The sequence below is a fragment of the Mariniflexile ostreae genome (genome assembly GCF_042427585.1).
Lineage (GTDB): Bacteria > Bacteroidota > Bacteroidia > Flavobacteriales > Flavobacteriaceae > Pseudalgibacter > Pseudalgibacter ostreae.
In genome coordinates, this window is record NZ_JBHMFC010000003.1 from 35,445 (window position 1) to 54,696 (window position 19,252).

Annotated in this window: 18 protein-coding genes and 5 tRNA genes; 21 read left to right on the top strand and 2 right to left on the bottom strand. The window is 36.2% G+C overall.

The genetic code is table 11. The features are described 5' to 3' along the window. Positions 1-35: 35 nt before the first annotated feature. Both ACFFU9_RS00980 and ACFFU9_RS00985 read right to left on the bottom strand, forming a co-directional pair. A complete protein-coding gene (locus tag ACFFU9_RS00980) occupies positions 36-2,144 on the bottom strand; it encodes a M3 family metallopeptidase (protein ID WP_379859491.1) in 2,109 nt (702 codons plus the stop codon). 199 nt (positions 2,145-2,343) lie between these two features. After that, the gene (locus ACFFU9_RS00985) at positions 2,344-2,739 is read right to left on the bottom strand and encodes a DUF2721 domain-containing protein (RefSeq protein WP_379859492.1); all 396 of its coding nucleotides are present in this window, start codon (positions 2,737-2,739) and stop codon (positions 2,344-2,346) included. Positions 2,740-2,838: 99 nt separating this feature from the next. Here ACFFU9_RS00985 and ACFFU9_RS00990 point away from each other — a divergent pair, with 99 nt between their 5' ends. From ACFFU9_RS00990 to rpoB, 21 genes are all read left to right on the top strand, one after another. After that, complete coding sequence (locus ACFFU9_RS00990; RefSeq protein ID WP_379859493.1) at positions 2,839-4,110, top strand: DUF2851 family protein; 1,272 nt, start codon at positions 2,839-2,841, stop codon at positions 4,108-4,110. Positions 4,111-4,125: 15 nt separating this feature from the next. Beyond that, entirely contained in the window at positions 4,126-4,353 is a 228-nt protein-coding gene (locus ACFFU9_RS00995; RefSeq protein ID WP_379859494.1) for a PspC domain-containing protein, read from the top strand. A 416-nt stretch (positions 4,354-4,769) separates the two neighbouring features. Continuing rightward, positions 4,770-6,392 (top strand): alanine/glycine:cation symporter family protein, encoded by a 1,623-nt coding sequence (locus tag ACFFU9_RS01000; protein WP_379859495.1) that lies wholly within the window; start codon positions 4,770-4,772, stop codon positions 6,390-6,392. Between the two features lie 23 nt (positions 6,393-6,415). Beyond that, positions 6,416-7,285, top strand: a complete 870-nt coding sequence (locus ACFFU9_RS01005) for a ComEA family DNA-binding protein (protein WP_379859496.1) — start codon at positions 6,416-6,418, stop codon at positions 7,283-7,285. 13 nt (positions 7,286-7,298) lie between these two features. Further along, the gene (locus ACFFU9_RS01010) at positions 7,299-8,465 is read left to right on the top strand and encodes an acyl-CoA dehydrogenase family protein (RefSeq protein ID WP_379859497.1); all 1,167 of its coding nucleotides are present in this window, start codon (positions 7,299-7,301) and stop codon (positions 8,463-8,465) included. Positions 8,466-8,549: 84 nt separating this feature from the next. Beyond that, positions 8,550-8,744, top strand: a complete 195-nt coding sequence (gene rpsU / locus ACFFU9_RS01015; RefSeq protein ID WP_379859498.1) for a 30S ribosomal protein S21 — start codon at positions 8,550-8,552, stop codon at positions 8,742-8,744. Between the two features lie 116 nt (positions 8,745-8,860). Further along, positions 8,861-9,751, top strand: coding sequence for a tyrosine-type recombinase/integrase (locus ACFFU9_RS01020; RefSeq protein ID WP_379859499.1), 891 nt, complete (start codon positions 8,861-8,863; stop codon positions 9,749-9,751). A 39-nt stretch (positions 9,752-9,790) separates the two neighbouring features. Further along, complete coding sequence (gene hpf / locus ACFFU9_RS01025; RefSeq protein WP_379859500.1) at positions 9,791-10,093, top strand: ribosome hibernation-promoting factor, HPF/YfiA family; 303 nt, start codon at positions 9,791-9,793, stop codon at positions 10,091-10,093. 101 nt (positions 10,094-10,194) lie between these two features. After that, positions 10,195-10,268 (top strand) — tRNA-Thr (locus tag ACFFU9_RS01030). Positions 10,269-10,329: 61 nt separating this feature from the next. Then, positions 10,330-10,411, top strand: a tRNA-Tyr gene (locus tag ACFFU9_RS01035). A gap of 123 nt (positions 10,412-10,534) precedes the next feature. Beyond that, positions 10,535-10,607 (top strand) — tRNA-Gly (locus tag ACFFU9_RS01040). 69 nt (positions 10,608-10,676) lie between these two features. Beyond that, positions 10,677-10,748 (top strand) — tRNA-Thr (locus tag ACFFU9_RS01045). 66 nt (positions 10,749-10,814) lie between these two features. Continuing rightward, positions 10,815-12,002: an elongation factor Tu gene (tuf, locus tag ACFFU9_RS01050; RefSeq protein ID WP_379859501.1), complete on the top strand. Its 1,188-nt coding sequence runs from the start codon at positions 10,815-10,817 to the stop codon at positions 12,000-12,002. 77 nt (positions 12,003-12,079) lie between these two features. Next, a tRNA-Trp gene (locus ACFFU9_RS01055) sits at positions 12,080-12,152 on the top strand. Positions 12,153-12,208: 56 nt separating this feature from the next. After that, positions 12,209-12,406 (top strand): preprotein translocase subunit SecE, encoded by a 198-nt coding sequence (secE, locus tag ACFFU9_RS01060; protein WP_379859502.1) that lies wholly within the window; start codon positions 12,209-12,211, stop codon positions 12,404-12,406. 11 nt (positions 12,407-12,417) lie between these two features. Further along, on the top strand, positions 12,418-12,972 hold the full coding sequence (gene nusG, locus ACFFU9_RS01065) for a transcription termination/antitermination protein NusG (RefSeq protein WP_379859503.1): 555 nt from the start codon (positions 12,418-12,420) through the stop codon (positions 12,970-12,972). Between the two features lie 71 nt (positions 12,973-13,043). Continuing rightward, entirely contained in the window at positions 13,044-13,481 is a 438-nt protein-coding gene (rplK, locus tag ACFFU9_RS01070) for a 50S ribosomal protein L11 (protein WP_379859504.1), read from the top strand. 20 nt (positions 13,482-13,501) lie between these two features. Further along, on the top strand, positions 13,502-14,191 hold the full coding sequence (gene rplA / locus ACFFU9_RS01075) for a 50S ribosomal protein L1 (protein WP_379859505.1): 690 nt from the start codon (positions 13,502-13,504) through the stop codon (positions 14,189-14,191). 19 nt (positions 14,192-14,210) lie between these two features. After that, a complete protein-coding gene (gene rplJ, locus ACFFU9_RS01080; protein ID WP_379859506.1) occupies positions 14,211-14,732 on the top strand; it encodes a 50S ribosomal protein L10 in 522 nt (173 codons plus the stop codon). A 66-nt stretch (positions 14,733-14,798) separates the two neighbouring features. After that, positions 14,799-15,176 carry a 50S ribosomal protein L7/L12 gene (gene rplL / locus ACFFU9_RS01085; protein WP_379859507.1) on the top strand — a complete coding sequence of 126 codons (378 nt, stop codon included), beginning with the start codon at positions 14,799-14,801 and terminating at the stop codon, positions 15,174-15,176. A 193-nt stretch (positions 15,177-15,369) separates the two neighbouring features. After that, positions 15,370-19,182: a DNA-directed RNA polymerase subunit beta gene (rpoB, locus tag ACFFU9_RS01090; protein ID WP_379859508.1), complete on the top strand. Its 3,813-nt coding sequence runs from the start codon at positions 15,370-15,372 to the stop codon at positions 19,180-19,182. Positions 19,183-19,252: the final 70 nt, after the last annotated feature.

The following is a 19,252-nucleotide window of genomic DNA, read 5'->3' on the forward strand; positions in this document are numbered from 1 at the left end:
GTTTGTAAATACGATTAAGATTTTTTATAAAAATTTTATTCTGTAGTTACAGGAAAACCTCTATCTCTCATGAGCGCTTCAATTTTCGCATCACGTCCTCTAAATAATCTATAAGCTTCTGCAGGATCTATAGAGTTGCTGGGCGCAAATAAATATGTAATCAACTTATCGGCCATTTCTTTGTCGTAAAAGCCTCCAGGAGCCTCTACAAAAGCTTCTGTTGCATCGGCCGTTAATACATCGGCCCACATATATCCATAGTAAGCTGTGGCATAGCCTTCACCAGAGAATACATGGCTAAAATGAGGGGTTCTGTGCCGCATTGGCAATTCTTTTGGCATATGCAGCGCTGCAAGTGTTTCGCGTTCAAATGCATCCACATCGATATCGGTAGGGTCTGCAAGATGTAATTTCATGTCCATAATAGCCGATGCCAAATATTCTGTAGTTGCAAACCCTTTATTAAATGTGGCTGCATTTTTTATTTTTGAAACTAACTCTGCTGGCATGGGCAGACCTGTTTCTTGATGTACTAAAAAAGTGTTGATAACCTCGTCTGTAGATAGCCAGCGTTCCAATAATTGCGATTGGAATTCTGTATAATCCCTAACACCACTGTTTAACGTAGGGTATTTAACATTGGAAGAAAAGAAATGGAGGGCATGGCCAAATTCATGGAAAAATGTAATAGCATCGTCCCACGATACAAGTAAGGCCTCCCCAGGAGCAGGTTTAATAAAATTTGAATTGTTAGAAGCCAATACATTTTTTTTACCGTCAAAGGTGGTATGGCTTCTGTAGGAGGTTGCCCAGGCACCAGAGCGCTTCCCTTCTCTAGCATAGGGGTCTAAATACCAAAGTCCGATGTTTTCGCCAGAAGTTTGGTCGGTTACCTCCCATACTTTTACATCCTCATGAAATACGGGCACAGTGCCTTCAGGAACCGGCGTGAATTTATAATTAAATAATCTTCCAGCTACGTAATGCATCGCTTCGGTTAGTTTGTCCAATTGTAAATACTGTTTTATTAGGTCAGAATCTAGATTGTATTTCTCTTTCCTAACCATTTCAGCATAAAAACGGTAATCCCAAGGCTCGATGGTAATACGGTCTCCATGCTTATCAGCAATGGCTTGCATGTCTTTAACCTCTTCTGCAACACGAGCAATGGCAGCAGGCCAGACAGCCTCCATCAAATCCATGGCATTTTCTGGAGTTTTAGCCATTCTGTCTTGTAGGCGCCATTCCGCATAATTATTATACCCTAAAAGGGCCACACGTTCACGCCGTAGCTTTAAAATTTCAGCAATCAGTTCATTATTGTCATATACATCGCCATTATCACCTCTAGAATAGTAATTTGTAAAGACCTGTTTGCGTAAAGCTCTTTCTTTGGAATAGGTTAAGAACGGATCTATTGAGGATCGTGTATTGGTAATCGCATATTTTCCATCTTGCCCTTTGTCTGTGGCTATTTTTGCAGCAGATTTAATATACCCTTGTGAAAGGCCTTCTAATTGGTTTTCATTTAGATAGGTCACATAGTTTTCCTCATCGTGCAAAACGTTGTTTGAGAATTTAGTATATAAACTCGATAATTCTTTGTTTATGGCTGCATACCTTGCTTTCTTTTGAGCATCTAATGCGGCACCATTCATTTCGAATTTTTTATAAGTAAGTTCAGTAACACGTTGTTGATCGGCGGGGAGTGGGTTTTTTAAAGAAGCATCATAAATTGTTTTTATACGTTCGAATAGTTTTTTATTTTGGGAAATTTTAGATTGAAATTCGGAAAATAAAGGCGCCAATTCTGTTTCAATGTCCCTAAACTCGGAAGAGGACATATTGCTGCTTAAAACACCATAATAGGCAAATCCTCTATTTAATTCTGAGCCAGCACGCTCCATGGCTTCAATGGTATTCTCGAAGGTAGGAGGGGCTGTATGGTTTGCTATGGCTTCAATTTCTTTAAGTTGAAGAGCCATGCCTTGAATCATAGCGGGTTTCACATCTTCAATTTCCATGTGGTCGAAAGCGGGAACACCGCCATAGGGCCCGGTCCATGGTTTTAATAATACATTATCATTCATAGGAGATTGTTCTTTTTCTTGTTTACAACTAGCGAATGCCATTATAATGAGCATAAAGATCATGAATTGTTTTGTTCGGGGGAGATTTTCCATCATAAAGTAGTTTAAATTAAAAGAGAAATGCAAAATATTGGATTTAATTATAAGGTTATGAGGCCTTTTTTATGGTAAAATAGCGGTTTAGATAATTTGATATGTATGTTGATGATATTATGTGGTTTTGTTTTTAAAATAATATAGAAAACACTGTTTTTTAATTGTTTTCTATATCGCGAATATGATGCTCCAAAGCTTTTACCGAAATCTGAATTTCTACAATTAAAACGGCTAAGGATAAGATTAATAAAATAAGTGCCGCACCAAAAACCCATATCGCTATAGTGTGCAGTTGTACATATATTAAAAACATGGTGAGTACACAGAGCAACAAGCTAGATATTCCAAAAATTTGCATCGATCGGGTAAGGTAAAGCCTTTGTTTTATATTTTTAATCTGCTCTATTAAAAGGGAGTCTTTTTTTTCTAAATACTTATCGTGTAAACTCCGTATTACAGCTGCATAGGCCAAAAATCTATTGGTATAGGCTAGCATGATTAATGAAATGGCTGAAAATAAAAGAGCGGGAGTCGTTAACGTTAATTGTTCCATAAAAAAAAACTAAGGCGTTTAAAAAGCAAATTTAACCAATTACTGAAGAATAATGATTTTGAATTTGGTGTTTTTGCAAGGGTATTCTATATTTAACAGATGCAAGAAGACTTTTTACATTATATATGGAAGCACAAAAAATTTGATGCTTCTAGTTTAGAGACTACCGAGAAGGAAACTATTTCCCTAGTTTCGGTTGGGCAGCATAATCTTAATAGCGGGCCCGATTTTTTTAATGCACAACTTAAAATCGACAATCAACTTTGGGCAGGTAATGTAGAAATCCACGTGAAATCTAGCGACTGGTTTTTGCATAACCATGAAACCGATGCCCATTATGATACTGTAATATTACATGTGGTTTGGGAGCATGATAGCGAAGTGTTTAGAAAAGATAATACGGCCATACCGGTATTGGAACTAAAAGAAATTGTATCCAAACAAGCTATGGAGCATTATAAAAAGCTTTTTTCCAAAGGGCAAAAATGGATTAATTGTGAAGCAGATTTTGCTGATGTTGCTGATTTTAAAATTAAAAATTGGTTGGAACGTTTATATTTTGAACGGCTTGAAAGGAAATCGAATGCTATTGATCTTCTATTGAAGAATTCAAAAAATGATTGGGAAGCTGTATTGTTTAAGATGTTAGCCAAAAATTTCGGGTTGAAAGTAAATGGTGAGGCCTTTTTGAGCATGGCGAATGCCATAGACTTTTCGGTTGTTAGGAAAATACAGTCGAATCGGACGGCTTTAGAGGCGTTGTTCTTTGGCCAGTCGCATTTGTTGGAGAAGCCTGTAGAACATGGGTATTTTCAAGAACTTTCGAATACTTATAGTTTTCTTAGCACTAAATTTAAGCTTTCTAATAAAGACGTCGTGCCTGTTCAGTTTTTTAGATTACGTCCTCCAAATTTCCCTACCATTAGGCTGGCACATCTGGCCAGTTTTTATAATGAGTACCAAAATAGTTTCTCGAAAATTATGGAAACCAATACTATCGAAGCATTTTATGAAATGTTTGCGTTAAGCACCTCGTCTTTTTGGGAATCGCATTACACTTTCTCGAAAGCCTCAAAACCTTCAAAAAAAATACTCACTCATGCCTTTGTGGATCTTTTGTTGATAAATACCATTATCCCCTTGAAATTTAGCTATGCGAAGTATCAAGGTAAAGAAATAGATGATACTATCATTCAGCTCATCCAACAGGTGCCTTCAGAAAAAAACAGTATTATTGAAAAATTCAATTCCTTAAAAAAAGTTTCCGAAAATGCATTGCAATCCCAAGGATTACTTCAGTTAAAAAACAATTATTGCGATTATAATAAATGTTTGCAATGTGTTATCGGTAGTTCACTTTTACATAAATAAATGGTACATTGCAATATGAATATTTTTTATAGAGCTTTATTGTTTTTTCAGAAACGCGGTTTTTATGTTTGCCAACGTATTGCAGATCGCATAGGTATTAGAGCAAAAGTAGTGCGTATCTCTTTTATGTATCTAACTTTTGTAACCGTGGGTTTTGGGTTTGCTCTATACTTGTTTATGGCTTTCTGGATGCATATTAAAGATATGGTTTACACCAAACGGTCCTCTGTTTTTGATTTGTAATCCGTACTAGCCTAATTTTTCTGCATAAACTATATGGCAATGTGGTGTTTTTCTCTTTCATAAAAATCAATATTTGAATGTCATTCGTTGTATGCTGATACTCTTTAATACAGGGGTTTGCTATGCGATTTTGTTTTCGGCCATAGCTTATATATAGTTTGTAGACGTTTGTTTAACAATTTGAAATTCAAATGTTAACCACGATAAAAAATAAATGAAAGTTTTTTCACACTCAAATAGGTCAATCTCACTGTTTTACTAGATTTATAACAGCCTACAACAAGAAATAAGGTAAGAAAAATGGTTGTTAGAAAAGTATATTTAACTTCATTTGTTTTAAAAAATGATTTATTTTTAGCATATTGCTGTGTTTTTAACAAAAGTTTCACACTATATCAATATATAATAAGATTTATATGAAGAAGCGTCTTCTTTTAATGATTACCTTTTTACTTCCTTTTTTAATATTTGCACAAGAATCCACTTCACAAAAAATCGATAGAATTTTTAAAGACTATACAGGTTGGTTTGTGGAAGCTATTTTTTATGAAATTCCTTTTTCTAATACCTATAAAATTCCTTGGGTGCTTATTGTACTTGTAGGGGGAGCGATTTACTTTACCCTTTATTTTAAGTTTATTAATATCACAGGGTTTCGTACAGCGATTAGGGTTGTTAGAGGAAAGTATGAAGATATAGAAAAGCACGGTGCAGATACCTTGTACGGGGATCCTACACCAAATGAGGGACAGGATATTCTTGAAACCTTAAGAGATGATAGTGTAGATGGTGAGGTATCCCATTTTCAAGCATTAACTGCAGCGCTATCCGCAACGGTTGGTTTAGGCAATATTGCAGGGGTTGCAGTGGCATTGTCCATTGGGGGACCGGGTGCTACTTTTTGGATGATAATGGTGGGGTTTTTAGGAATGGCATCTAAATTTGCGGAATGCACATTGGGTGTTAAATTTAGAGATGTAGGTAAAGATGGAACCATATATGGTGGCCCTATGTATTATTTAACTAAAGGTCTTAAACAAAAGGGTATGGGCGGTTTTGGAAAGATACTGGCTATTTTGTTTTCTATTTTTGTTATTGGAGGGTCTTTTGGCGGAGGCAATATGTTTCAAGCCAATCAAGCAGCGGCACAGTTCGTGAAGTTGTTTAACCTTCAGGGGTCGAATGCAGGCTTATATTTTGGTCTTTTTATGGCTACTATAGTAGCTATTGTGATTATTGGGGGCATAAAAAGAATAGCAAAGGTTACTGAAAAAATCGTGCCTTTTATGGCAGGTATTTATGTATTGGGTGCACTTGTTATTTTGGGGGCTAATTTTTCTCTTATTGATGATGCTTTATTACTGATCTATGAAGGGGCTTTTTCAGGTCTGGGAATCGCTGGAGGATTAGTAGGGGTTATGATACAGGGAATTCGTAGAGGAGCATTTTCTAATGAAGCTGGTGTAGGGTCGGCAGCTATTGCGCATTCTGCGGTACGCACCATTTACCCTGCAAGCGAAGGGATAGTAGCGCTTTTAGAGCCTTTTGTAGACACTGTGGTTATTTGCACCATGACGGCTTTGGTTATTGTGATTACTAATTTTGATGGGTCTGTGATGCAATATGGCGTAGAGGTTAAAGAGGGGGTGCAGATTACGGCACAAGCTTTTGATTCGGTAATTCCGCATTTTTCTATCGTACTAACAATTGCCGTTATCTTATTTGCACTCTCCACTATGATTTCATGGTCTTATTACGGCTTGCAAGGTTGGGTGTTTCTTTTTGGAAAAGGGAAAGTGTCAGATTTGGTTTATAAGGTTTTGTTCTTGTTTTTTGTGGTAGTTGGTGCGTCCATTAGTTTAGGGGCAGTAATCAATTTTTCAGATGCCATGATTTTCGCCATGGTGGTTCCTAATATTATTGGTGTGGTGTTGTTATCTCCCATAATTAGTAAAGAGCTTAAAAGGTACAATAACGCTATCAAAACAAAACATGAAGCCATAGAGGAAGGAGCAGAAGATTTAAATGAACATTTATAAAGCGCAACTATGAAGCTTGTTTTATGAAATCCCAAGTTTTGTTTTCTAAACAGCAACGTTTGGCTATCTTGTTGTTAATAGCTATGGTTATTGCATTGCAATGTGTTTATTTCTTTATGAGCACTGCTTCAGAAGACCTTACTGTTAATACCGTAGCATATCATCGGTTTCAAAAGGAAATGGATGCTTTACGTGCCATAGAAATTGAAAAGCGAAAACCTAAAGTATATCCTTTCAACCCTAATTACATGACCGATTATAAAGGCGCTTCTTTGGGAATGAGCAATGAGGAAATTGATAAGTTACTGGCGTTTAGGGAGCAGAATAAATGGATTAACTCGGTAGCGCAGTTTCAGCAAGTAACAGGTGTTTCAGATTCACTTTTAAATCAGATTTCTGTATATTTTAAATTTCCGGAATGGGTAAAAAACACCAATAAAAAACAATCATTTTTAAGCCAAAAGAACGACATATCAAAACCATTTGTCCAAAAACGAGATTTGAATACAGCAACAGCAATTGAGCTTCAGAGCATTCACGGTATAGGGGTGCATTATTCTGAACGTATCGTAAAATTTAGAAATCGTTTTTTGGGAGGCTTTATTGCCGATATTCAATTACAGGATGTTTCTGGGCTTACTCCAGAACTTATAGCGAAAATTACAAAAGAATTTACAGTAAAAACACCCCGAGCCGTACAAAAAATTGACTTAAATACTGCTACAAAACATGAGCTTGTAACGATACAACATATTGATTACAATCTGGCGCACCGCATATTGGAATATCGCCAATTGCACCAAGGGTTTCAGGCTTTAGATGAATTAGGGAAAGTTAAAGACTTTCCTATAAATAAAATTGATATAATTAAATTATATTTGTCCCTTGATTGAAAAAGGAAAATGAATGAATAACATGTACTTCACGGAAGAACATAATCTTTTTAGAAAGAGTCTTCAAGACTTTTTAAAAAAAGAGGTGGTGCCACATATTGAAGCTTGGGAAAAAGCAGGGAAAATTGATAAATCTATATGGAAAAAATTTGGAGATATGGGCTATTTTGGTCTAGCCTATCCAGAAGCATATGGGGGGGTAAATTTAGATCTTTTTTATACTGTAATTCTTTTAGAGGAACTTCAAAAAATAAATTCAGGAGGTTTTGCTGCTGCCGTTTGGGCACATGTTTATTTAGCAATGACCCATTTAAACAAGGAAGGGGATGAGGCATTGAAAAAGCAATATTTAGAACCTAGTATAACAGGCGATAAAATTGGTTGTTTATGTATTTCGGAACCTTTTGGAGGCAGTGATGTTGCAGGGATGCGAACTACCGCTGTTAAAAAAGGCGACCATTATATAATTAATGGTTCTAAAACGTTTATTACTAATGGTGTGTATAGCGATTACTTAATTGTAGCTGTAAAAACAAGCCCGGAAAAGGGCAATAAAGGCATTAGTATTTTTGTTTTAGATAGGGATGTTGAAGGGGTTTCTGCTACAAAATTAGATAAATTGGGATGGCGGGCTTCCGATACGGGCGAAATTGCTTTCGATAATGTAGAAGTGCCTGCAAGCCAGTTATTGGGCGAGCAAGACAAGGGCTTTTCATATATTGTACAGCATTTTGCGTTAGAGCGTTTGATTATGGGCGTTAATGCGCATGCTAGAGCCGAGTTTGCTCTGGAATATGCCTTACAATACATGTCTGAACGTTATGCTTTTGGGAAATCTATCAATCAGTTTCAGGCATTAAGACATACGCTTGTGGATGCCTACACCGATATGGAAATGTGTAAAGCTTTTAATTATGCCATTGCCTTTAGGCTAAATAGGGGAGAGTATGTTGTAAAAGAAGCAACGATGTCTAAACTAAAATCTACAAAAATGGCAGATGATGTCATTTATCAATGTCTTCAATTTTTAGGGGGCTATGGTTATATGGAAGACTACCCTATGGCAAGATTGTTTCGGGACAGTAGATTGGGGCCTATTGGTGGCGGAACTTCAGAAATTCTCCGAGAGATTTTGGCTAAAATCATCATCGACAAAAAAGAATATAAACCAGTGACTTAAAAAAAAATATAAAACGCAAATTCTAAATCAAAAATTATTTTATATTTGCACCCGAAAATCTAAAAGAGAGGAGGTTAAGGCACTATGTTAATAATACCAATTAAAGAAGGAGAAAATATCGATAGAGCGCTCAAGCGTTATAAGAGAAAGTTTGATAGAACTGGAACGAAACGTCAATTACAAGAACGTAAGCAGTTTAACAAACCGTCTGTGGTTTTTAGGGTCAAAATCCAAAAAGCACAATATGTACAAAGTTTAAGAGATGCAGAGAATTTATAGAACATCTGAATCTAAAACAAGACTAAATTCCCGTTTTACACGGGAATTTTTTTTTGCTATAAAGCCAAATGCAATAAAACATTGTATCTTGTACATTGAATCTTTAAGTTTTTTATATGGACTTTACTTCTTTTTCAGATTATCTATTATTGGAGAAAAAATACTCTCCACTTACTGTAAAAGCATATCTTAAAGATTTGGAAGATTTTAAGGGGTTTATCTGGAGAACATATCAAACAGAACCCCTTACTGAGGTTAATTATTCTCAGATAAGAAGTTGGATTGTTTTTTTAGTAGAAGAGCGCATATCCAACAGAACAATCAATAGAAAGGTGTCGGCCTTAAGCACGTATTATAAATTTCTTTTAAAAACAGGGGGCATTACTCAAAATCCCTTGGCCAATCACCGTGCTTTAAAAACAAGTAAAACCATACAGGTCCCTTTTTCGGAATCTGAAGTGAAAATGGCTTTAAATGATTTGAATTTTGGTGAAGACTTCGAAAGTGTTCGCAATAAGCTTATTATAGAACTGTTTTATTCAACAGGGATACGGAGAATAGAATTGGTACAGCTTAAGCTTTCCAATTTCGATTTAGCCAATAAAACGTTAAAAGTGTTAGGTAAAAGAAATAAAGAGCGCATCATTCCGTTATTAAAGCCTGTAGTGCACAGTATAAACAGTTATTTACATTTAAGAAATGAATTGGCGTTAACCGAAGCTCCTCAAACTTTCTTTTTAACCAAAAAAGGAGGTGAAATATACGAAACGCTTGTTTACAGAATAATAAATGATTATTTTAGTATAGCATCTTCAAAAGTTAAAAAGAGCCCTCACATACTAAGGCATTCTTTTGCAACACATTTGTTGAACCAAGGTGCAGATTTAAACGCTGTAAAGGAACTTTTAGGACATTCAAGTTTGGCTGCTACCCAGGTATACACCCATAATAGTATTGCCGATTTGAAGAAAGTACACATTAATGCGCACCCTAGGAGTAAAAAATAATAGAATATTAAAATTATTGTTTAACCAAAAAATTAAAGTATGAAAGTAAACATGCAGTCCGTTAATTTTAGTGCAGATCAAAAATTACTTAACTTCATTCAAAAACGTATGGATAAGTTAGATGTATTTTATGATAAGGTCATTCAATCGGATGTCTATTTAAAATTGGAAAACACCAGTGATAAAGAAAATAAGGTTTTTGAAGCACGGGTAAGTGTCCCCGGAAACCGTTTTGTGGTAAAAAAACAATCAAAAACTTTTGAAGAGAGTGCAGATATTGCAATATCGTCCTTAGAAAGGCAACTTAAAAAGCAAAAAGAGAAATTAAGATCACATTTATGATAAAATTTATAAAAAAATGTTTTGATTAAAAAAATAAATCTATACATTTGCAGTCCGTTAGAAATAGCGGGCTTTTTTTTGTAAAAAAAGAAGTATTAAAAGCCGATGTAGCTCAGCTGGCTAGAGCAGCTGATTTGTAATCAGCAGGTCGTGGGTTCGAGTCCCTCTATCGGCTCTTGAAATTTTGAAAGTAACATTTGGGATTTAAAACATGATTTTAAATTTTCAATTGGTTTGGGGAGATACTCAAGCGGCCAACGAGGGCAGACTGTAAATCTGCTGACTACGTCTTCGCAGGTTCGAATCCTGCTCTCCCCACAAAACAATTTGCGAAAGCAGAGGGTTCAAAACTCATATTTTAAAAAAAAGAGATGTGGTTTTGAAAATGTTCATTAAAGAATTGGAGTTTAGGATTTTCTGGATAAGATTTTCTATAAAAATGCGAGAGTAGCTCAGTTGGTAGAGCGTCAGCCTTCCAAGCTGAATGTCGCCGGTTCGAACCCGGTCTCTCGCTCTAAAATTTACGGGTTATGATCTGCGATTTTCGAATCGTAAATTTAAAATCGGCAATCGTAAATGAAAAGCCGGTGTAGCTCAGGGGTAGAGCGCTTCCTTGGTAAGGAAGAGGTCACGAGTTCAATTCTCGTCATTGGCTCAAATTTTGAATAAAATTTAGAATACACTAATATTATTATATAACTAAGATTAAATCATTAAAAACATGGCAAAGGCAACTTTCGATCGTTCAAAACCACACTTAAATATAGGTACAATTGGACACGTGGATCACGGTAAAACAACTACGACTGCAGCTATTACTAAAGTATTAGCTGATGCAGGTTTCTCAGAAGCAAGATCTTTTGATCAAATTGATAACGCTCCAGAAGAAAAAGAAAGAGGTATTACAATTAATACATCTCACGTAGAATATGCAACAGCTAATCGTCACTATGCTCACGTTGACTGTCCAGGTCACGCGGATTACGTAAAGAACATGGTAACTGGTGCAGCTCAAATGGATGGTGCTATTCTTGTGGTTGCGGCTACAGATGGTCCAATGCCACAAACTCGTGAGCACATTCTTTTAGGACGTCAAGTAGGGATTCCTAGAATTGTTGTATTTATGAATAAAGTTGACTTGGTTGATGACGAAGAGTTATTGGAACTAGTTGAAATGGAAATCAGAGATTTATTATCTTTTTACGAATATGATGGTGATAATGGTCCTGTTGTTCAAGGTTCTGCTTTAGGCGCACTTAATGGTGAGCAAAAATGGGTAGATGCTCTTCTTAAATTAATGGAAGAAGTTGACGCTTGGATTGAAGAGCCAGTTCGTGATATGGACAAGCCTTTCTTAATGCCTATAGAAGATGTTTTCTCTATTACTGGTCGTGGAACTGTTGCTACAGGTCGTATCGAAACAGGTATTGGTAAAACAGGAGATCCAGTAGAAATTATTGGTATGGGTGCTGAGAAGTTAACATCTACTATTACTGGAATCGAAATGTTCCGTCAAATATTAGATAGAGGTGAAGCTGGTGATAATGCAGGTATCTTGTTAAGAGGTATTGAAAAATCTCAAATTACAAGAGGAATGGTTATTGTTAAGCCTGGATCTGTAACACCACATGCTAAATTTAAAGCTGAGGTTTATATCTTGAAAAAAGAAGAAGGTGGACGTCATACTCCATTCCATAACAACTACCGTCCTCAGTTCTACGTACGTACAACTGACGTAACTGGGAACATTATGCTTCCAGAAGGAGTTGAAATGGTTATGCCAGGAGACAACTTAACTATCACTGTTGAGCTTATTCAGAAAATTGCAATGAACGTTGGTTTACGTTTTGCAATCCGTGAAGGTGGACGTACAGTTGGTGCAGGTCAAGTTACTGAGATTTTAGAATAATTAAAGTCTAATAAAAATTGAGTTAAGGTGTTCCTCCCTGAAACGATTGGGATTTAGGAATACCTTGACTTATATTTACGGGTTTAGCTCAGTTGGTAGAGCACTGGTCTCCAAAACCAGGTGTCGTGAGTTCGAGTCTCTCAACCCGTGCAAGAATTAAAAGTTTAGGAAATGAAAATGTTCATTCCTATTAAAAATTATTATAAATGGCTGGAATTGTAAATTATATAAAGGAATCGTTTGGCGAACTAAAAAACAACGTAAGCTGGCCAACCTGGCCTGAGGCACAAAGCATGACCATTTTAGTTGCTGTATTTTCAATTATATTCTCGCTTGCAATTTGGGGAATTGATACTGTGTTTAGTAAAGTTATTACTTTTTACTTTGAAAAGATTATCGGTTAAAAATAAACAATATGTCTGAAATAAGTGAAAAAAAATGGTATGTTGTTAGAGCCGTTAGTGGTCAAGAGAACAAAATCAAAACCTATATTGAAAATGAAATAGCACGATTAGGACTTCAAGATTATGTAGATCAAGTGCTAGTCCCCACAGAGCGTGTGGTACAAATCCGAAATGGAAAAAAAATTAATAAAGAAAAAGTATTCTTCCCTGGTTATATTATGGTTCAGGCCAATTTAACAGGCGAAGTTCCACATATTATAAGATCGGTAACTAATGTTATTGGGTTTTTAGGAGAAACAAAAGGTGGCGATCCTGTGCCTTTAAGACAATCTGAAGTAAATAGAATGTTAGGGAAAGTGGATGAACTTTCTGTAGATGAAAATGCCAATGTGGTAATTCCGTTTACAAAAGGTGAAACCGTAAAAGTTATCGATGGGCCATTCAATGGATTTGATGGAACAATTGAAAAGATAAACGAAGAGAAGCGTAAGCTTGAAGTAATGGTTAAGATTTTCGGAAGAAAAACCCCATTGGAATTGAGTTATATGCAAGTTGAAAAAGTATAAGAGTGTTACATTAAGATAGGTGAGTCTGTCGCTTCCTTTAGAGAGATATCATCAAAATTAAATCATTAAAAATGGCAAAAGAATTAAGTAAAGTAGTTAAGTTACAAGTTCGGGGAGGTGCTGCGAATCCGTCGCCACCGGTTGGACCCGCTTTAGGAGCCGCAGGTGTTAACATCATGGAGTTCTGTAAGCAATTCAATGCCAGAACCCAAGATAAGCCAGGTAAAGTTTTACCAGTTGTTATCTCTGTTTACAAAGACAAATCATTTGACTTTGTAATCAAAACTCCTCCAGCGGCAGTCCAGTTAATGGAAATCGCTAAGTTGAAGAAGGGTTCAGGAGAACCAAACCGAAAAAAAGTAGCTAAAGTTTCATGGGATCAGATTAAAACAATAGCAGAAGACAAAATGGTAGATTTAAATGCATTTACTATTGAATCCGCTATGAAAATGGTAGCTGGTACCGCAAGGTCTATGGGAATATCTGTAACCGGAAACGCACCAAATTAATCTATTAAAGACATTAGAAAATGGCAAGATTAACAAAAAAGCAAAAAGAAGCTTTAGCAAAAATCGAAAAAGGAAGAGTTTATTCTCTTAATGAAGCATCTTCATTAATCAAAGAAGTTACCAATACAAAATTTGATTCATCTGTAGACATTGCAGTACGTTTAGGAGTTGATCCACGTAAAGCAAACCAAATGGTAAGAGGTGTAGTGTCGCTTCCACATGGTACAGGTAAAGATGTTAAAGTATTAGCATTGGTAACACCAGATAAAGAATCCGAAGCAAAAGAAGCAGGAGCCGATTACGTTGGTTTGGATGAGTATCTTGATAAAATCAAGAGCGGATGGACCGATGTAGACGTTATCATCACCATGCCAAGTGTTATGGGTAAGTTAGGCCCATTAGGACGTATTTTAGGCCCTAGAGGCTTAATGCCTAACCCAAAAACAGGTACGGTAACTATGGACGTTGCTAAAGCAGTAGAAGAAGTAAAAGCTGGTAAAATCGACTTTAAAGTTGATAAAACAGGTATTGTACACGCTGCTATAGGTAAAGCATCATTTAGTGCTGATAAAATTGCGGACAATGCAAATGAATTATTACAAACATTAATGAAACTAAAACCGACAACGGCTAAAGGCATTTATGTAAAAAGCATATTTATGTCTTCTACAATGAGTCCAAGTATAGCTATTGATCCTAAAATTGGTTAATTAAGTTAAAACTTTTATTATGACAAGAGAAGAAAAATCACAAGTAATTGAGGACTTAACTGCAGAATTAGCAACTAATGCAAATATCTATTTAGCTGATATTTCAGGATTAAACGCAAAAATAACCTCAGATTTTCGTCGTGCAGCTTACAAGGCAGACGTGAAAATTGCAGTTGTTAAGAATACATTACTTGCAAAAGCAATGGAAGCATCCGATAGAGATTTTGGAGACCTTTCATCTGTTTTAAAAGGAAATACATCTGTATTGTACTCTGAAACAGGTAATGTGCCAGCTAAACTAATAAAAACATTCCGTAAAAAAGCAGAAAAGCCATTATTAAAAGGCGCTTTTATTGAAGAATGTGTTTATATCGGAGATGATCAGTTAGATATGCTAATTGATATCAAATCTAAAGAAGAATTGGTAGGCGAGATTATAGGCTTATTACAATCTCCTGCTAAAAATGTTATATCTGCACTTAAATCAAGTGGCGGAAAACTGGCTGGAATTCTTAAAACACTATCTGAAAAAGAAGGATAGTATTTATTTAGTACGCACTTAATTACAATTATATTATTTTAAAAAATTATTAAAAACGATAGAAAAATGGCAGATTTAAAAGATTTCGCAGAACAATTGGTTAACCTTACTGTAAAAGAAGTAAATGAGTTAGCAACTATATTAAAAGATGAATATGGCATTGAGCCTGCTGCTGCTGCTGTGGTAGCTGCTGCTGGTCCAGCTGGTGGTGGTGATGATGCTGCTGAAGCTCAAACTGAATTTGACGTTATATTGAAAGCTGCAGGTGGCTCTAAATTAGCAGTAGTTAAATTGGTGAAAGAATTAACTGGTCTTGGTTTGAAAGAAGCTAAAGAATTAGTTGATAGTGCACCAAGCCCAGTAAAAGAAGCTGTAACTAAAGATGAAGCTGAAGCATTAAAAGCGCAGTTAGAAGAAGCAGGAGCTGAGGTTGAACTTAAATAAGTTTAGCAACTCAACAATACAAAGGTTTAGGTCTGGAGATCGTTCTCTCAGACCTAGACCATTTTGCGTATATAATGATTATACCAAATAAATTACAAAAACGGCTGATAAATAGATATGATTTATTTTTGCTGTTTTCATTAGTGTTTTAATACGCTATCACTATTTTTTTTAATCATAATTCCGTCCATTGATGTTATCAACACAAGCTGAAAGATTAAATTTCTCGTCTATTGTTAATAGAACAGAATATCCGGATTTCTTGGATATTCAGATTAAATCCTTTCAGGATTTTTTCCAATTAGAAACAAAGTCTGAAGAAAGAGGTGACGAAGGTCTTTACAATACCTTCATGGAAAACTTTCCAATCACAGATTCACGTAATCAATTTGTTTTAGAATTTTTAGATTATTTCGTAGATCCACCAAGATACACCATAGAAGAGTGTATTGAAAGAGGACTTACCTATAGCGTTCCGCTAAAAGCAAGGTTAAAGCTTTATTGTACCGATCCAGAACATGAGGATTTCGAAACTATTGTTCAAGATGTGTATTTAGGTACTATACCTTACATGACCCCAAGTGGTACGTTTTGTATAAATGGGGCAGAACGCGTTGTGGTGTCTCAGTTGCACCGTTCTCCAGGCGTATTTTTTGGTCAGTCTTTCCATGCCAACGGTACTAAATTGTATTCAGCAAGAGTTATTCCATTCAAAGGATCTTGGATTGAATTTGCTACAGATATCAATCAAGTGATGTACGCTTATATTGATAGAAAGAAAAAATTACCTGTTACCACCCTTTTTCGTGCAATAGGTTTCGAACGGGATAAAGATATTCTTGAGATTTTTGATCTTGCAGAAGAGGTTAAGGTTTCTAAAACAGGTTTAAAGAAATATTTAGGACGAAAATTAGCTGCACGTGTATTAAACACATGGCATGAGGATTTTGTTGATGAAGATACGGGTGAAGTAGTTTCTATCGAGCGTAATGAAATTGTGCTTGATCGTGATACGATTTTAGATAAAGATAATATTGAAGAAATTATTGAAGCCGATGTTAAGACTATTCTTTTACATAAAGAAAGTACTGAACAAGGAGATTATGCTATTATTCATAATACACTTCAAAAAGATCCAACAAACTCAGAAAAAGAGGCTGTTGAACATATATATAGACAATTACGTAATGCAGAGCCGCCAGATGAGGAAACGGCACGTGGTATTATCGATAAATTGTTCTTTAGTGACCAACGTTACTCTTTAGGGGAAGTTGGACGTTATAGAATGAATAAAAAACTTGGTCTTGATATAGGAATGGATAAGCAGGTGCTTACCAAAGAGGATATCATTACCATTATTAAATATTTAATCGAGCTGATCAACTCTAAAGCAGAGATTGATGATATTGACCATTTATCTAACCGTCGTGTACGTACAGTAGGTGAGCAATTATCTCAACAATTTGGTGTTGGTTTAGCACGTATGGCACGTACGATCCGTGAGCGTATGAACGTTCGTGACAATGAGGTCTTTACACCAATAGATTTAATTAATGCGAAAACTTTATCGTCTGTAATTAACTCGTTCTTTGGAACCAATCAGTTGTCGCAATTTATGGACCAAACCAATCCGTTAGCAGAGATTACGCATAAGCGTCGACTGTCTGCTCTAGGACCAGGAGGTCTGTCTCGTGAAAGAGCTGGTTTTGAGGTGCGTGACGTTCATTATACACACTATGGTCGTTTATGCCCTATTGAAACACCAGAGGGACCAAATATTGGTTTAATCTCGTCCCTTTCTGTATACGCTAAGGTAAACGCTATGGGCTTCATCGAGACGCCATATAGAAAAGTAACGGACGGTGTGGTGGATATTAAAAACGAGCCTGTTTATTTAAGTGCAGAAGAAGAAGAAGATAAGTTAATTGCTCAAGCTACTGTTAAAGTTGATGAGGATGGCAAAATCTTACATGATAAAGTTATTGCTAGAATGGAAGGTGACTTCCCGGTAATAGATCCTTCTGCTTTACATTATACAGATGTTGCGCCTAATCAAATTTCCTCTATCTCCGCATCTTTAATTCCGTTTTTGGAACATGATGATGCAAATAGAGCCTTGATGGGATCTAACATGATGCGTCAAGCTGTGCCTTTATTGCTGCCACAAGCTCCAATTGTGGGTACAGGTCTGGAACGCCAAGTGGCTTCAGATTCTAGAGTATTAATAAATGCTGAAGGAAACGGTATTGTTCAATATGTAGATGCTACTGAAATTATTATTAAGTACGACCGTACTGAAGATGAAGCTAAAGTAAGTTTTGATAGCGATATTAAAACCTACCCACTGGTAAAATTCAGAAAAACCAATCAAGGGACATCTATCAACCTAAAACCTATTGTTGTTAAGGGAGATAAAGTAACTAAAGGTCAGGTATTGTGTGAAGGCTATGCCACTCAAAAAGGAGAGCTCGCTCTAGGACGAAACATGAAAGTTGCCTTTATGCCTTGGAAAGGTTATAACTTTGAAGATGCTATCGTAATTTCTGAAAAAGTAGTTCGTGAAGACATCTTTACATCTATTCATATCGATGAGTATTCTTTAGAGGTTAGAGACACTAAACTGGGTAACGAAGAGTTAACCAACGATATCCCGAACGTTTCTGAAGAGGCTACTAAAGATTTAGATGAGAACGGTATGATCCGTGTTGGAGCCGAGGTAAAACCTGGCGATATCCTTATCGGTAAGATTACACCAAAAGGAGAGTCGGATCCAACGCCAGAAGAGAAATTATTACGCGCTATTTTTGGTGATAAAGCTGGTGATGTGAAAGATGCATCATTAAAAGCATCGCCTTCTTTAAACGGTGTTGTTATTGAGAAAAAATTATTCGCAAGGGCAGTAAAAGATAAACGTAAGAGAGCTCAGGATAAAGATGATATTATTGCTTTAGAGGCGCAGTATGATAGAAAATTTGATGAGTTAAAAGATGTTTTAATCGAAAAACTTTTCAATATCGTTAATGGTAAAACCGCACAAGGTATTTTTAATGATTTAGGTGAGGAAGTATTACCAAAAGGTAAAAAATTCACTTTAAAGATGTTAAATGCCGTAGATGATTATGCGCATTTAATATCTGGGAAATGGACAACAGACGATCATACTAATCAATTGGTGGCAGATTTGATCCATAATTATAAAATTAAGGAAAACGACCTTCAAGGTGCTTTACGCCGTGAGAAGTTTACCATTTCTGTAGGAGATGAGTTGCCAGCAGGTATTATCAAATTAGCTAAAGTTTATATTGCTAAAAAACGTAAACTTAAAGTAGGCGATAAGATGGCAGGACGTCACGGTAACAAAGGTATCGTAGCGCGTATTGTACGTCAAGAAGACATGCCATTCTTAGAAGATGGAACTCCTGTTGACATTGTATTAAACCCATTAGGTGTACCATCTCGTATGAACATTGGGCAGATTTATGAAACTGTTCTAGGATGGGCAGGTCAAAAACTAGGACGCAATTATGCGACACCAATTTTTGATGGTGCTGAAATCGATCAGATTAATGCGCTTACCGATGAAGCTGGAATTCCAAGATACGGACATACGTACTTGTATGATGGTGGTACTGGAAACCGTTTTGACCAACCAGCAACAGTAGGGGTTATCTATATGTTGAAACTAGGACATATGGTGGATGATAAGATGCACGCACGTTCTATTGGACCATACTCATTGATTACGCAGCAACCACTAGGTGGTAAAGCACAATTTGGTGGTCAGCGTTTTGGAGAGATGGAAGTTTGGGCACTTGAAGCTTATGGAGCATCAAGTACTTTACGTGAAATTTTAACTGTAAAATCTGATGATGTTATTGGTAGAGCTAAAACATACGAGGCAATCGTAAAAGGCGAACCAATGCCAGAACCTGGTTTACCAGAATCGTTCAATGTGCTTATGCATGAATTGAAAGGTTTAGGTTTAGATATTAGATTAGAAGAATAAAAATAGTATACAGTGGCAGTATTCAGTTGGCAGTAAATGCTTAACTGAATACTGAGACTGAGACTGAATA

Excerpts from the sequence above, each read along its gene's own strand:
- ACFFU9_RS00980 (WP_379859491.1), bottom strand. The coding sequence starts at position 2,144 with ATGCTCATTATAATGGCATTCGCTAGTTGTAAACAAGAAAAAGAACAA.
- ACFFU9_RS00985 (WP_379859492.1), bottom strand. The coding sequence starts at position 2,739 with ATGGAACAATTAACGTTAACGACTCCCGCTCTTTTATTTTCAGCCATT.
- ACFFU9_RS00990 (WP_379859493.1), top strand. The coding sequence starts at position 2,839 with ATGCAAGAAGACTTTTTACATTATATATGGAAGCACAAAAAATTTGAT.
- ACFFU9_RS00995 (WP_379859494.1), top strand. The coding sequence starts at position 4,126 with ATGAATATTTTTTATAGAGCTTTATTGTTTTTTCAGAAACGCGGTTTT.
- ACFFU9_RS01000 (WP_379859495.1), top strand. The coding sequence starts at position 4,770 with ATGAAGAAGCGTCTTCTTTTAATGATTACCTTTTTACTTCCTTTTTTA.
- ACFFU9_RS01005 (WP_379859496.1), top strand. The coding sequence starts at position 6,416 with ATGAAATCCCAAGTTTTGTTTTCTAAACAGCAACGTTTGGCTATCTTG.
- ACFFU9_RS01010 (WP_379859497.1), top strand. The coding sequence starts at position 7,299 with ATGAATAACATGTACTTCACGGAAGAACATAATCTTTTTAGAAAGAGT.
- rpsU (WP_379859498.1), top strand. The coding sequence starts at position 8,550 with ATGTTAATAATACCAATTAAAGAAGGAGAAAATATCGATAGAGCGCTC.
- ACFFU9_RS01020 (WP_379859499.1), top strand. The coding sequence starts at position 8,861 with ATGGACTTTACTTCTTTTTCAGATTATCTATTATTGGAGAAAAAATAC.
- hpf (WP_379859500.1), top strand. The coding sequence starts at position 9,791 with ATGAAAGTAAACATGCAGTCCGTTAATTTTAGTGCAGATCAAAAATTA.
- tuf (WP_379859501.1), top strand. The coding sequence starts at position 10,815 with ATGGCAAAGGCAACTTTCGATCGTTCAAAACCACACTTAAATATAGGT.
- secE (WP_379859502.1), top strand. The coding sequence starts at position 12,209 with ATGGCTGGAATTGTAAATTATATAAAGGAATCGTTTGGCGAACTAAAA.
- nusG (WP_379859503.1), top strand. The coding sequence starts at position 12,418 with ATGTCTGAAATAAGTGAAAAAAAATGGTATGTTGTTAGAGCCGTTAGT.
- rplK (WP_379859504.1), top strand. The coding sequence starts at position 13,044 with ATGGCAAAAGAATTAAGTAAAGTAGTTAAGTTACAAGTTCGGGGAGGT.
- rplA (WP_379859505.1), top strand. The coding sequence starts at position 13,502 with ATGGCAAGATTAACAAAAAAGCAAAAAGAAGCTTTAGCAAAAATCGAA.
- rplJ (WP_379859506.1), top strand. The coding sequence starts at position 14,211 with ATGACAAGAGAAGAAAAATCACAAGTAATTGAGGACTTAACTGCAGAA.
- rplL (WP_379859507.1), top strand. The coding sequence starts at position 14,799 with ATGGCAGATTTAAAAGATTTCGCAGAACAATTGGTTAACCTTACTGTA.
- rpoB (WP_379859508.1), top strand. The coding sequence starts at position 15,370 with ATGTTATCAACACAAGCTGAAAGATTAAATTTCTCGTCTATTGTTAAT.